Source organism: Streptococcus sp. HMSC061E03, assembly GCF_001813505.1.
GTDB lineage: Bacteria > Bacillota > Bacilli > Lactobacillales > Streptococcaceae > Streptococcus.
The window spans coordinates 18,334-31,456 of sequence record NZ_KV812792.1 but is presented as its reverse complement, the minus strand read 5'-3'; the positions used below and the strand labels follow the sequence as shown (position 1 = coordinate 31,456).

The 13,123-nt window shown below is 41.0% G+C and carries 13 protein-coding genes and 1 other RNA gene; 11 read left to right on the top strand and 3 right to left on the bottom strand.

Translation table 11 applies throughout. The features are described 5' to 3' along the window. Window positions 1–79: 79 nt before the first annotated feature. A complete protein-coding gene (locus HMPREF2917_RS07450) occupies window positions 80–631 on the top strand; it encodes a GNAT family N-acetyltransferase (RefSeq protein ID WP_031575284.1) in 552 nt (183 codons plus the stop codon). A 67-nt stretch (window positions 632–698) separates the two neighbouring features. Continuing rightward, window positions 699–2,033 carry an aminopeptidase C gene (pepC, locus tag HMPREF2917_RS07445; protein WP_009732326.1) on the top strand — a complete coding sequence of 445 codons (1,335 nt, stop codon included), beginning with the start codon at window positions 699–701 and terminating at the stop codon, window positions 2,031–2,033. A 432-nt stretch (window positions 2,034–2,465) separates the two neighbouring features. Here the strand turns inward: pepC and pbp1a are convergent, their stop codons facing one another. Next, entirely contained in the window at window positions 2,466–4,580 is a 2,115-nt protein-coding gene (pbp1a, locus tag HMPREF2917_RS07440; protein ID WP_021154545.1) for a penicillin-binding protein PBP1A, read from the bottom strand. After that, complete coding sequence (gene recU, locus HMPREF2917_RS07435) at window positions 4,581–5,174, bottom strand: Holliday junction resolvase RecU (RefSeq protein WP_003010355.1); 594 nt, start codon at window positions 5,172–5,174, stop codon at window positions 4,581–4,583. Between the two features lie 64 nt (window positions 5,175–5,238). On the opposite strand from recU, the gene HMPREF2917_RS07430 reads away from it, so the two are divergent. The 5 genes from HMPREF2917_RS07430 to HMPREF2917_RS07410 all read left to right on the top strand — a co-directional run bounded on the left by HMPREF2917_RS07430 (window position 5,239) and on the right by HMPREF2917_RS07410 (window position 9,219). After that, window positions 5,239–5,766: an SLOG family protein gene (locus HMPREF2917_RS07430; RefSeq protein ID WP_023920293.1), complete on the top strand. Its 528-nt coding sequence runs from the start codon at window positions 5,239–5,241 to the stop codon at window positions 5,764–5,766. A gap of 69 nt (window positions 5,767–5,835) precedes the next feature. After that, a complete protein-coding gene (gene gpsB, locus HMPREF2917_RS07425; RefSeq protein ID WP_049496141.1) occupies window positions 5,836–6,177 on the top strand; it encodes a cell division regulator GpsB in 342 nt (113 codons plus the stop codon). Between the two features lie 16 nt (window positions 6,178–6,193). Beyond that, an RNA gene (gene rnpB, locus HMPREF2917_RS07420) (RNase P RNA component class B) lies at window positions 6,194–6,559 on the top strand. Window positions 6,560–6,625: 66 nt separating this feature from the next. Then, window positions 6,626–7,783 carry a THUMP domain-containing class I SAM-dependent RNA methyltransferase gene (locus tag HMPREF2917_RS07415; protein WP_023920295.1) on the top strand — a complete coding sequence of 386 codons (1,158 nt, stop codon included), beginning with the start codon at window positions 6,626–6,628 and terminating at the stop codon, window positions 7,781–7,783. An 11-nt stretch (window positions 7,784–7,794) separates the two neighbouring features. Continuing rightward, the gene (locus HMPREF2917_RS07410) at window positions 7,795–9,219 is read left to right on the top strand and encodes a cell division site-positioning protein MapZ family protein (protein ID WP_070589966.1); all 1,425 of its coding nucleotides are present in this window, start codon (window positions 7,795–7,797) and stop codon (window positions 9,217–9,219) included. A gap of 229 nt (window positions 9,220–9,448) precedes the next feature. On the opposite strand, the gene HMPREF2917_RS07405 is transcribed toward HMPREF2917_RS07410, so the two are convergent. Then, window positions 9,449–9,931, bottom strand: coding sequence for an S-ribosylhomocysteine lyase (locus tag HMPREF2917_RS07405; protein WP_049474465.1), 483 nt, complete (start codon window positions 9,929–9,931; stop codon window positions 9,449–9,451). Window positions 9,932–10,165: 234 nt separating this feature from the next. On the opposite strand from HMPREF2917_RS07405, the gene HMPREF2917_RS07400 reads away from it, so the two are divergent. The 4 genes from HMPREF2917_RS07400 to HMPREF2917_RS11535 all read left to right on the top strand — a co-directional run. Beyond that, entirely contained in the window at window positions 10,166–11,773 is a 1,608-nt protein-coding gene (locus HMPREF2917_RS07400) for a ribonuclease Y (protein ID WP_070589963.1), read from the top strand. Between the two features lie 106 nt (window positions 11,774–11,879). Then, window positions 11,880–12,512 (top strand): guanylate kinase, encoded by a 633-nt coding sequence (gene gmk / locus HMPREF2917_RS07395; protein ID WP_003003905.1) that lies wholly within the window; start codon window positions 11,880–11,882, stop codon window positions 12,510–12,512. A gap of 25 nt (window positions 12,513–12,537) precedes the next feature. Next, window positions 12,538–12,852, top strand: coding sequence for a DNA-directed RNA polymerase subunit omega (rpoZ, locus tag HMPREF2917_RS07390; RefSeq protein ID WP_070589960.1), 315 nt, complete (start codon window positions 12,538–12,540; stop codon window positions 12,850–12,852). 121 nt (window positions 12,853–12,973) lie between these two features. Continuing rightward, on the top strand, window positions 12,974–13,123 hold a 150-nt coding region (locus HMPREF2917_RS11535; RefSeq protein ID WP_371106498.1), incomplete at its 3' end, for a primosomal protein N' family DNA-binding protein.

Genomic DNA, 13,123 nt, shown 5'->3' with positions numbered 1-13,123 from the left:
TCATCCGTCCTTTTCTTCTAGATTAAAGTAACCAACTTGCAACGTTCAAGTTGCATGAAAAAATGAAGGGAGACAATCTATGAATCATCTTGGAAGTCTTGTCATAGAGACAGAGCATTTATACTTGAGGCCTTTCGTTTTGGAAGATGCACCAGCGATGTTTGAAAATTGGGCTTCGGATCCTGAAACCCTGAAATATGTCACTTGGGATGCCCATGCATCTACTGAGAGAACCAGAGAATCGATCAAAAGATGGATCGAACAGTATCGTAAACCAGATACTTATAAATGGGCGCTTTGTTTGAAAACATCACTGGATCAGGTAATTGGAGATATTAGTGTGGTTTCTCAAGACCAGGAAAGTCAATCATGCGAGCTAGGTTATATCCTTGGCAAGAAATTCTGGGGGCGGGGATTCATGACAGAAGCCGTCATAGCTGTTTTGGATTTCTTATTGAACAAAGTCGGATTTAAAGAAATCAAAGCCACTTATGTCAGTTTAAATCCTGCTTCAGGGAAAGTCATGGAAAAGGCAGGAATGCAGTATGTAGAAACCATCCCTCATGCCATTCAACGCAAAGGATATTGCGGGGATAAAATCATCTATTCTAAACAGAATCCCTCTCTATAGGGTGATTTTTACTTGAAGATTCTGCTCAAAGGATTATAATAGTAAATAATGAAAAAAGGAGATTGCTATGTCAGAATTAACGAAAGAATTTACAGACCAGCTCTATGCTAATTATGAAGCAAATGTGAAATATGCGGCTCTTGAAAATGCTGTTACCCACAATGGGATCCATGCATCGCTTGAAACGCGCAAGAGTGCAGTAGAAAATACACCAGTTTTTTCACTTGATTTGACCAAGGATAAGGTGACAAACCAAAAAGCATCTGGACGTTGTTGGATGTTTGCGGCTTTAAATACCTTCCGTCACAAGATGATTTCAAGCTTCCAATTGGAGGATTTTGAATTGTCTCAAGCACATACTTTCTTTTGGGATAAGTATGAAAAATCAAACTGGTTTTTGGAGCAAGTGATTGCTACAGCAGATCAAGAATTGACCAGCCGTAAGGTGGCTTTTCTCCTACAAACCCCACAACAAGATGGTGGTCAATGGGATATGGTGGTATCCCTCTTTGAGAAATACGGAGTGGTTCCAAAATCAGTTTATCCGGAATCGATTTCTTCAAGTAATAGCCGGGAATTGAACACCTACCTCAATAAACTCTTGCGTCAAGATGCGCAAATCTTGCGTGACTTGATTCACTCAGGCGCAGATAGTGAGGCAGTTGCGAGCAAGAAACAAGCGTTGTTGCAAGAAATCTTTAACTTCTTGGCTATGTCTTTAGGATTGCCTCCGCGTGAATTTGACTTTTCATACCGTGATAAGGACAACCAATTCCATACCGAAAGTGGCTTAACTCCACAAAGCTTCTACAAAAAATATGTAGACCTTCAATTAGACGATTACGTCTCCATTATCAATGCCCCAACTACAGATAAGCCATATGGAAAATCTTACACCGTAGATATGCTGGGCAATGTGGTTGGTAGCCGTCCAGTCCGCTACCTAAATGTTCCAATGGATCGATTGAAAGAATTAGCTATTGCTCAAATGAAAGCAGGAGAAACTGTCTGGTTTGGTTCAGATGTAGGCCAAGTCAGCAACCGTAAAGCCGGAATCCTGGCAACAGATGTCTACGATTTTGAAGCAGGCATGGACATTCATTTGACACAAGACAAGGCGGGTCGCTTGGACTATGCAGAAAGTCTCATGACACACGCTATGGTCTTGACAGGGGTTGATTTAGACGAAGCAGGTCAGCCTCGTAAATGGAAGGTTGAAAATTCATGGGGAGACAAGGTCGGTACAGATGGTTACTTTGTGGCTTCTGATGCTTGGATGGATGAATATACCTATCAAATCGTGGTTCGTAAAGAATTCCTAACAGCAGACGAATTAGCAGCCTATGAAGCAGAACCAATTGTCCTAGCACCGTGGGATCCAATGGGAGCTTTAGCAAAATAATGATATAGAAAAGAGCCGAAAGGCTCTTTTCAGATTGAAGACAAAATATCTTAAAAACTTTCCTTAGGTGAGTACGGACGTCAGCGAACTTCTTTAAAGTTCCATGACTAATTATTGAGTCTAAGGTCTCAATAATTCCGAGTGCCTGAAACAATAACGTTTCAAGCACTTTTCTCACAGCGGAAAGTTTCAGTATTTTCTTAAATCGATTTAAATATTGGAACTCAATTTTGTTTTTTGCAGAATCACTTAACTTATTTTGCTTTAAAATAGTTTGTCTACATTCTAATAAGAGCCGAAAGGCTCTTTTTTTTATATACTCAAAAATAAAAAAGCTGGGAAGTCTAACTAAATAAATCAGATTTTATTCGTTCTGGTTTTTTAACCATTGTTTTAAAAAAAGCCGGGCAAAAGCCCGACTTCTCCATTCTATTATTCGTTATGATTGTTAGAGTCTTGCGAAGAAGGCTCAGATGGTTTAGATTGATTTTCTTCGTTCGAAGAGCTAGACGATGGTTCTTCATACGAATACTGATCAGTGGAATAACTTGGCTCATAGTAGTAGTTATTGTAGTTGTTCTTACCATTGTTTAAGTAGAGATAAGAACCACTTCGATACAGTCCACTTGGTTGCGTCCAATCCGTATGACCAGAGTTATTATTATTAGCAAGATAGAGCATCATTTGACGGTAGACATCCGTTGCGACCTGTATTCCATTATCCAATACTGGTGTAAAGCGATTGGAATAACCTGTCCATACTGCCATGGCATATTCAGGAGTGTAGCCTACAAACAATTCATCCGGTGTTACAATATTTGAATAAGCATTTTTTGTCAATTTACCGATTTCGTTATCAGCATAGTTTGATGTACCTGTCTTACCAGCTTGGTAGATTCCCGAAATGGCAGCATTTGTACCGGTACCAGACAAGAGAACTGTCTTCATCATATCTGTCATCATGTAGGCAGTTGTTGCTTTCATTGCACGAGTTCCTTCGGACTCAAATTCCTTGGTTGTGCCATCACTAAAGACAACCCGACTAACATAGGATGGTTTGTAATAGGTACCGCCATTGGCAAAAGCAGCATAGGCAGCTGCCATTTTCTCACTGCTGGCTCCGTATTTGTTGCTAGAATCGCTAGTGTTACTCGAGATAGCGTTGGCGTAAACCATTTCTGGGTAATCGATCCCTAATCCATTGAGGAATTTCTTAGCTTGTTTAAGACCAACTTTTTCCAGGGCCTTCACCGCAGGCACGTTACGAGATTGTTGAATTGCGTAGGTAATGGACATGCTACCATAGTATGAACGGTCCCAGTTGTAGACAGGCGTTGATGAATGAGGGAAGTTGTATGGCGCATCTGTTGTAGTAGCTGCTGTAGAGGTATATTCCTCATGTTCAAGAGCTGGTGCGTAATCTGTGATTGGTTTCATTGTTGAACCCCAGTCACGGTTCGTTTCAACCGCTTGGTTTGTACCAAAGGAAACATTGCTGGATTGGTGACGAGAACCCAGCTGAGCAATGACTTTACCAGTATTGACATCAATAACGGTAGAAGCTACTTGCATTTCATCATCCGGGTAATTGACATATTCATCTGTATTGTAGATATCCCATAGTTTCTTTTGAGCTTCTGTATCCACGTTTGTATAGACATCCATTCCGGTTGTCAACAAATTGTAGCCCGTTTCTTCTTCGACTTGCTCGATCACTTCTTTTAGGTAATTATCCATATAGGCTGGGTAACTGCTTGAAGAACTGAGACTTTGCAGACCATCTGTAACAGGTGTATTGACCGCTGCTTCGTATTGTTTGTTAGAAATGGTCTTCATATCGAGCATTTCTTTTAATACTAAGTTTCGGCGCTGTTGCGCTGCTTCAGGATGGGAGTATGGATCGTATTGGTTTGGTGCTTGGGGCATCCCCGCAAGGAGTGCCAATTGAGGGAGCGAAAGATCTTTTAGATCTTTTCCGTAATAACTTTTCGCAGCTGTCTGCATTCCGTAGTTCCCATTCGCCATAAATACTTTATTGACGTAATAGGTCAAGATTTCTTGTTTGGTTGCTTTCTTTTCTAGTTGGGTTGCTAACCAAGCTTCTTGGATCTTACGAGAGAGGGTACGGTCAGAGGCTGAAGTGGAGAAATAGGTTAACTTGATCAATTGTTGCGTCAAGGTTGACCCACCTTGACTTCCTCCTCGTAAGTTGTGAAGGAAGGAACCGCCGATCCGAATGATGTCGACCCCACGGTGATTGAAGAAACGGTGGTCTTCAATCGCAACGATAGCATTGACCAAATCAGTAGGGATTTCATTGGCTGTGACATTGATTCGTTTCTCAGCTCCCAAATCCGCGATCAAGTTATTTTGGTTGTCATAGATCTTACTAGATGTTGTTGCAACCAAATCTTTTTCAGACAAGGTTGGTGCTTTCATAGCATAGTAACTAAATATCAGTCCACCGAGGACAAATAAAAGTAAGAAAAATGAAATGGCTGCGATGGCAACATATTTCAACCATTGAATGACTGTTTGTTTATTCATTTAAATACCGCCTAGAAGTTTCTGTTCGATAATATCAAGATAAGGAACGCTTGGAAGACGATTCTTATCTACTAGAAAGCCGTGCTCCTGAATATAGGAGAGGGGCATGGATTTACTACCATGATCGATGTTGTAATAGTGAATTAATGCAGGAGCAGGAAGTAAGTAGGTTTCACTCAACTTTGCAAAATGCAAGAGAACGAAACAGATACCGCCTTGCTGAACAACTGCCTCCATATGATCGATTTGATGTTGATGAAAATTTTTCATCGGCATGGATTGCTTTTGCTGTGTTTCCTTCGCTTCAAAATCGATATAGCGTCCCTTGTATACTCCAGAATAGTCCGTCGTTGAGGCTTGCCTGAAATAGGCTTCAACAATCTTTGCCCGACTGCGACGTGGATAATCCACTTTCACGATTTGAATCGGTGTTGGTTTTTTATGGATGACTGCTAGACCTCGAGAAAGATAGTATTGATTGCTTTCATTGATCATTTTTTCAAATGTCATCCCACGATTCGCAAAGTCGACTGGATGTTTCCTTTGTGTAGAGACCAAGGTTTTTTTGGCTACTTTATGTGGATAGTTGACCATAGTTCTCCTTATTGGTACAATTACATCACTCTATTATATCATAAATTAGAATAATGAGGAAAAAATGAATACCATACTTGTTGCAGGTTATAAGAGTTTTGATGTGGGAGTCTTTTCCAATAAAGACCCTCGACTGACCATTATCAAAAAAGCCATTGAAAGAGATCTTCGTCGTCTATTTGAAGAAGGAGTGAAATGGCTGGTCTTTTCTGGTAATTTGGGATTTGAGGCTTGGGTACTAGAGGTCGCCTTTGCATTAAAAAAAGATTACGATTTTCAAATGGCGACGATCTTCCTATTTGAGAATGTTGGCGAAAATTGGAATGAAAGCAATCAGGAATTATTAGCACGCTTCAAACAGGTGGATTTCGTGAAATATGCCTATCCACACTATAGCAATCCGGGTCAACTAAAAGAATACAATCAGTTTTTGATAGATAACGCGGATGGAGCTTATGTTTTTTATGATCCAGAAAATGAAACCAATTTAAAATATCTTTACAAAATGATGGTAGAAAAAGAACCATTTTATGTCAAACAATTAAGTTTTGATGACTTAAATGAACTTGCTGAAAATTTTTACGAAAACTAAGTGTTATACCTTGATTTTTCTTACCATTTTTTTATATAATTGAGATGATGAACTAGATTGGAGAGAGTAATGGCGAGTATTATTTTTACTGCGAAAGATATTTTTGATCAAGATTTCAAACGAGAAGTTCGTGGTTATAATAAAGATGAAGTAAATGAATTTTTGGATGATGTCATAAAAGACTATGAAACCTATGCTGCTTTGGTGAAGGAATTGCGTGAAGAAAACGCACGCCTTCGTGAAGAACTTGCCCAAAAAGCACAGGAAACACCACAAACATCTCCGATTGCTAGCACTGCTACGCAAGAATACCCGCAAGTGACAACAGCGACGAACTTTGATATTCTCAAACGTCTCAATCGTTTGGAAAAAGAAGTTTTTGGGAAACAGATCGTAGATCGCGATTATTAATCCCATAGATTGTGCAATTTTTGGATAATCGCGTGAGAAAATACTCTCATGAGGAAAGTCCATGCTAGCACAGGCTGTGATGCCTGTAGTGTTTGTGCTAGGTGAATCCATAAGCCTAGGGACTTGGTATTCAAGTTACGGCGAGTGAAGGAGCTAAGTCTAAGGATAAGCTCTAGTAACTCTGAAAGTGCCACAGTGACGTAGTTTTTAGGGAAACCTAAAAAGTGGAACGCGGTAAACCCCTCAAGCTAGCAACCCAAACTTTGGTCGGGGCATGGAATGCGTGGAAACGAACATAGCATTCTGACTGGAAACAGTAGACAGATGATTATCGAAAGAAATGGTACCTAGTCATTTCTGGAACAAAACATGGCTTATAGAAAATTGCATATAGGTTGATGAGGTGGAGAGAGATCTCAACCTCCTTTTTTAAAGTGATAGGAATAAGATGAAAAAACAATTTGAATTGATTGCAACGGCCGCTGCTGGTATAGAGGCTGTTGTTGGTCGAGAACTACGCGATCTCGGCTACGATTGCCAGGTTGAAAATGGACGGGTTCGATTTCAAGGAGACCGTCGAGCAATCATAGAGACCAATCTCTGGTTGCGCGCGGCTGATCGAGTGAAAATTGTGGTTGGGACTTTTCCAGCCAAAACCTTTGAAGAACTCTTTCAAGGTGTCTTTGCTTTGGATTGGGAAAACTATTTGCCTTTAGGAGCACGTTTTCCTATTTCTAAGGCTAAATGTGTCAAATCAAAACTCCATAATGAACCTAGCGTTCAGGCCATTTCGAAAAAAGCAGTGGTTAAAAAGTTACAAAAACACTATGCCCGACCAGAAGGTGTTCCTCTCATGGAAAATGGGGCAGAGTTCAAGATCGAAGTATCGATCCTTAAAGACCAAGCCACTGTCTTGATTGACACCACTGGTAGTAGCCTCTTCAAACGTGGTTATCGGACTGAAAAAGGGGGAGCCCCTATTAAGGAAAATATGGCAGCGGCAATTCTTCTGCTGTCAAACTGGTATCCAGATAAGCCCTTGATTGACCCGACATGTGGTTCTGGAACGTTTTGTATTGAGGCAGCGATGATTGCGAGAAATATGGCACCTGGTTTACGTCGGACCTTTTCTTTTGAAGAATGGAACTGGATGGATGATCGCTTGATTCATGAAGTCCGTCAAGAAGCAAGCAGAAAAATCAATCGCGAGATCGAATTGGATATTATGGGAACCGATATCGATGCACGGATGGTTGAGATTGCCAAAGAAAATGCCCAGAAAGCGGGCGTTAGCAGTGACATTACTTTCAAACAAATGCGAGTCCAAGATCTTCACTCAGATAAGATCAACGGGGTGATTATCTCCAACCCTCCATATGGAGAACGCTTATCCGATGATGAGGGTGTGACGAAATTGTATACTGAAATGGGGCACGTATTTGCACCTCTCAAAACCTGGAGTAAATTTATCTTAACCAGTGATGAAGGTTTTGAATCTAAATTCGGTAGTAAAGCAGATAAAAAACGAAAACTTTATAACGGAACCCTAAAAGTTGATCTCTACCAATATTTTGGGGAACGAGTAAAACGGCAGATAAAGGCATAGAAAGGATTTTTATGACAGAGAAGGATAATAAGCCATTAGAGCAAGAAACAGAATCAATTTTAGAGTTTGAAGATGCTAAAGAGATGACGATTGGGCAAGCCAATCGAAAGGCAGAAGAAATCGAAGCAGGTGTAACGGAAGGTGATAATGTCTTAGACAAATACATCAAACAACACCGAGCTGAAATTGAAGCTGAAAAATACGATACAAAAATTTTGGCCAAAGAAGAATTGGCTAAAGCTGAAGAGTTGGCAGCTACAGAAACAGTTGCTGAAGTATCTGAAGCAGTGGAGGCACCGGAAGTAACGGAAACGGTCTTGGAACAAAGACCTGAAATGGATGCTATCTCAACAGAATTACCTGCTAAGATTAAATTTGGACCCACACCAACTGAACCAGTTGTAGAAGCAGAGGACCTTCCTGAGGAAACACCAAGCAATGCGGGTAAACGAATCAAAGCAGTTCTATACTCTGCATTAGGTCTAGCGATTGTCGGGTCGGCCATTTTTGTGACCTATAACTGGATGCACAGTCGTGGAAAATCTGGTGGTACAACTGTTGTATCGTCTTCATCTAGCAAGTCATATTCTACTTCTAAATCAAGTAGCAGTGAAACACAGGCTCAAAAATTGGAAGAGTTTACCAAAGCCTACGATGCCTTTTTTGTAGATGAATCAAAAAGTGCTCTTAAAAATGATAAATTCGGAGACTTGGAAAATCTGAAGAAACTGCTGGACAAATTAGAAGGAAGCAGTGATTATAATGCGGCTAAAACAAAATATGAAGACCTTGTGAAGCAAGTTTCTGCTATTCAAAAAGTGAATTCTCAATTTAGTTCTCCAGTCATCAAAGATGGAGTTCTTGATGCAACTGCCAAAGCGAAAAGTGATGCGACCTTTGCAGAAACAAAGACAGGCAATGAAAAATTAGATAGCTTATTGAATGAAGCGGTTGCGCAAGGACGTTCACAACAAGTTGCGACACCGGCACCAGTGACTGGAACAGGTGGTACAGATACTTCTAATGCAACTCCAGCCCCAGCTCAAGCAGCAACGCCTACGGCCCCAACTGTCAATGCTGCTACAGGTGGTGCAGGAACGGCAAGTCCAGGCTATTCAGGGTACGGTCTTCCAAGCGATGGTGTCCCACTTCAGCGGAACCTGAGCCGTGTGCCATATAACCAAGCAGCTATCAATGATGTCAATAACCCAGCTTGGGTATTTGGTGATGGGATCCTTGAAAAAGTATTGAATATTGCTCGTAAACGTGGACATATCACTGGCAATCAATACATTTTAGAGCGTGTCAATATCATTAACGGTAATGGCTATTACAACCTCTTCAAACCAGATGGAACCTATCTCTTTAGTATCAATGCCAAAACTGGTTATTTCGTAGGAAACGGAAAAGGTCATTCAGATGCTCTGGATTATTAATGCTTGATCAGACATCCCTTTTCTGGGAAAAATGACAATAAAAAAGAGAGTGGGACAGAAATCGGTCATTCGTTAGAATTCGATTTCGTCGTCCCACCTTCGCACAGTTGAGTAGGCCTGTATAAGCTGATGAAATCAGCGTATTAGAGCCCACTCAACAACTGCGTCTTGCTTGACAATCCAAAAATAATTGAGAGACTAGGACTTTTGTCCCAGCCTCTTTTTCGTATTAAACAAGATGACGTTCAAACGGATCGTCCGAAATTCCTTGATCTAGAATCAGGCGACACCATTCTTTGGCTGAGAAGAGGCTGTGATCCTTGTAATTTCCACAAGACTCAATGGTTGTGCCTGGGACATCCTCCCAAGTGCTGACAGATGCAATTTCTTCTAAAGAATCTTTGATTACTTTAGCAATTTCCGTACTTGAATGCTGTCCCCACATGATCATATGAAAACCGGTGCGACATCCAAATGGGGAACAATCAATCATACCATCGATGCGTTTGCGAATAAGCATTGCAAGAAGATGCTCGATGGTGTGGAGCCCTGCCGTTGGAATCGCATTTTCATTGGGTTGCACCAGACGAATATCGAAGTTAGAGATGATATCTCCTTTGGGTCCAGTTTCTTCCCCAATCAAGCGTACATAGGGAGCCTTCACAGCCGTGTGGTCCAATTCAAAACTTTCAACAATTACTTCTTTTGTCATACTCAAATCCTTCTTTGTTTTTCTTGATTATAGCATAAAAAAGTAGATTCAACAAAGTGGAAATAAATGAATGTCTCACAGAGGTTCCATGAAAGAAAAGTCGATAAAAGAACAAGTGTTAAGCAAAAATATAAAAGGTTTTTCCTGTTTTTTTAGATTGTTAATTTTAGTAATTTATGGTAAAATGTAAAAGAATTTTTAATTCAACTAATTAAATAGATTTGGGGTAAAAGCATGAATTTTGTTATTACAGGTGTTTTTGCCGCGGTCATTGGTTTAGTCATTGGATATGTGGGAACTGCTCTTAAAATGAAAGCTTCAAAAGAAGCTGCGGAACTCACCCTTTTGAATGCTGAACAAGAAGCAACGAATTTACGTGGACAGGCTGAACGCGAAGCCGATTTGATTTTAAAAGAGGCGAAGCATGAGTCAAGTTCACTTAAAAAAGAAGCACTTTTGGAGGCAAAGGAAGAAGCCAGAAAATATCGTGAAGAGGTCGATGCTGAGTTTAAGTCAGAACGACAAGAATTGAAGCAATTAGAAAGCCGTTTGGCAGAACGTGCTAGCAATCTTGATCGCAAAGACGACATTTTAACAAGCAAAGAACAGTCTCTTGAACACAAAGAGCAAAGTCTTACAGATAGAACTAAACACATTGATACGCGTGAACAACAGCTGGAAGAGCTTGAACACAAGAAAGTAGAAGAACTGGAACGTGTCGCTGCTCTAAGTCAAGGAGAAGCGCGTGACATTATTTTGAGTCAGACGGAAGAGCAACTTTCAAAAGAAATTGCCTCACGGATTCGTGATGCTGAATTGGAAGTGAAAGAACGTTCTGATAAAATCGCAAAAGACATTCTCGTCCAAGCCATGCAACGGATGGCGGTTGATTTTGTTGCTGAGCAAACAAATTCAACCGTTCATTTGCCGGACGATAGTATGAAAGGTCGGATTATCGGTCGTGAAGGTCGCAATATTCGTACCTTTGAGAGCTTGACAGGTGTCGATGTGATTATTGATGATACGCCTGAAGTGGTGACCTTGTCAGGGTTTGATCCGATTCGTCGTGAAATCGCCCGTATGACAATGGAGAGCCTTCTCAAAGATGGTCGGATCCATCCAGCCCGTATCGAAGAGCTGGTTGAGAAGAACCGTCAGGAAATTGACAACCGGATTCGTGAATACGGTGAAGCGGCTGCCTATGAAATTGGTGCGCCAAACCTCCATCCAGATTTGATGAAAATCATGGGACGGTTGCAATTCCGTACTTCTTATGGTCAAAACGTTTTGCGTCACTCCATTGAAGTTGCCAAACTTTCTGGTATTATTGCTAGCGAGTTGGGTGAAAATGCTACTTTGGCACGACGTGCAGGATTCTTACATGATATCGGTAAAGCGATTGACCGTGAAGTGGAAGGAAGTCACGTCGAGATTGGAACTGAATTGGCACGGAAGTACAAGGAACACCCAGTGGTGGTCAATACTATTGCCAGTCACCATGGTGACGTGGAACCAGAAAGTGTCATTGCAGTCATTGTCGCTGCAGCGGATGCCTTGAGTGCAGCTCGACCTGGAGCACGAAGTGAGTCACTTGAAAGCTACATCAAACGCTTGCAAGATCTTGAAGAGATTGCAAATAGTTTTGAAGGAGTTAAAACAAGTTTCGCCCTTCAAGCGGGTCGTGAAATCCGTATTATGGTTAGCCCTGAGGCAATCAAGGATGATAAAGTGACGATCTTGGCTCATGATATTCGTGAGAAGATCGAGTCCAATCTGGAATATCCTGGAAACATTAAGGTTACCGTTATTCGAGAATTGCGTGCAGTCGATTACGCAAAATAAACAAAAAGCTTGAGATCTAGCATCTCAAGCTTTTTGAATGAAAAAATCAGTTGAAAATTAGGCCGATTTTTGTTACACTAGATAGAAAGACATTGAAGGAGAAATCATGGCGGATCGTGGCTTATTAATCGTATTTTCTGGCCCTTCGGGGGTTGGAAAAGGAACGGTTAGACGAGAAATTTTTGAAAACTCGGACAATCAGTTTCAGTATTCTGTATCGATGACGACGCGTGCACAACGTCCAGGTGAAGTGGATGGTGTCGACTATTTTTTCCGTACACGTGAAGAATTTGAAGATTTGATCCGTCAAGGGCAAATGTTGGAGTACGCTGAGTACGTTGGAAATTACTATGGGACTCCTTTAACCTATGTGAATGAAACCTTGGACAAGGGAATCGATGTATTCCTTGAAATTGAAGTTCAGGGTGCACTTCAAGTAAAGAAGAAAGTTCCAGATGCAGTTTTTATTTTCCTAACTCCGCCTGATTTGGATGAATTGCAAGATCGATTAGTGGGTCGCGGGACAGATAGTGCAGAAGTCATTGCGCAACGGATTGAAAAAGCAAAAGAAGAAATCGCCATGATGCGTGAATATGACTATGCCATTGTGAACGACGAGGTTCCTCTCGCTGCTGAGCGTGTCAAACGTGTGATCGAAGCAGAGCATTTCCGTGTAGACCGTGTCATTGGCCATTATCTGGATATGTTGCCGAAAACACAAACTATTGTGAAGAGATAAATAATTAGAAATTAGGTATAGGAATATGATGTTAAAACCTTCTATTGATACATTGCTTGACAAAGTACCATCAAAATATTCATTGGTTATTCTTTTGGCAAAACGGGCCCACGAATTGGAAAGTGGTGCAGTACCAACTCAAGAATTCCAATCAGTTAAATCAACATTACAAGCGCTTGAAGAAATCGAGTCTGGAAACGTAGTTGTTCACCCGGATCCGGAAGCAAAACGTGAAGCGCTTCGTCGTCGGATTGAAGCAGAGCGGATTCGCAAAGAAGAAGAAGAGCGCAAAATTAAGGAACAAATTGCCAAAGAAAAAGAAGATGGTGAAAAAATTTAAGGTTGGGGGCTTCTCAATCTTATTTTTTGCTATTTAAAGGGTTCCGTGATAAAGTAAAGCTCATATAATAGAGGCTGGAGGTGAAAAAGTGATAGCAAAAGTCATCGTAGATGTCCCATTGATGCAGACAGATAAACCCTATTCGTATCAGATTCCATTAGAATTTGAGGATATGGTGGAGGCAGGTATGCGAGTTCATGTCCCCTTTGGTAAAGGGAATCGCCTCATTCAAGGGATTGTGGTAGATGTTTTAGAAGAGGCAGACACAAGC

Bases quoted from the DNA above. Each gene is read 5' to 3' on its own strand.
- pbp1a (WP_021154545.1), bottom strand. From the start codon at position 4,580: ATGAATAAACAAACAGTCATTCAATGGTTGAAATATGTTGCCATCGCA.
- recU (WP_003010355.1), bottom strand. From the start codon at position 5,174: ATGGTCAACTATCCACATAAAGTAGCCAAAAAAACCTTGGTCTCTACA.
- HMPREF2917_RS07400 (WP_070589963.1), top strand. From the start codon at position 10,166: ATGAATTTTGTTATTACAGGTGTTTTTGCCGCGGTCATTGGTTTAGTC.
- HMPREF2917_RS07450 (WP_031575284.1), top strand. From the start codon at position 80: ATGAATCATCTTGGAAGTCTTGTCATAGAGACAGAGCATTTATACTTG.
- HMPREF2917_RS07410 (WP_070589966.1), top strand. From the start codon at position 7,795: ATGACAGAGAAGGATAATAAGCCATTAGAGCAAGAAACAGAATCAATT.
- pepC (WP_009732326.1), top strand. From the start codon at position 699: ATGTCAGAATTAACGAAAGAATTTACAGACCAGCTCTATGCTAATTAT.
- gpsB (WP_049496141.1), top strand. From the start codon at position 5,836: ATGGCGAGTATTATTTTTACTGCGAAAGATATTTTTGATCAAGATTTC.
- gmk (WP_003003905.1), top strand. From the start codon at position 11,880: ATGGCGGATCGTGGCTTATTAATCGTATTTTCTGGCCCTTCGGGGGTT.
- HMPREF2917_RS07430 (WP_023920293.1), top strand. From the start codon at position 5,239: ATGAATACCATACTTGTTGCAGGTTATAAGAGTTTTGATGTGGGAGTC.
- rpoZ (WP_070589960.1), top strand. From the start codon at position 12,538: ATGATGTTAAAACCTTCTATTGATACATTGCTTGACAAAGTACCATCA.
- HMPREF2917_RS07405 (WP_049474465.1), bottom strand. From the start codon at position 9,931: ATGACAAAAGAAGTAATTGTTGAAAGTTTTGAATTGGACCACACGGCT.
- HMPREF2917_RS07415 (WP_023920295.1), top strand. From the start codon at position 6,626: ATGAAAAAACAATTTGAATTGATTGCAACGGCCGCTGCTGGTATAGAG.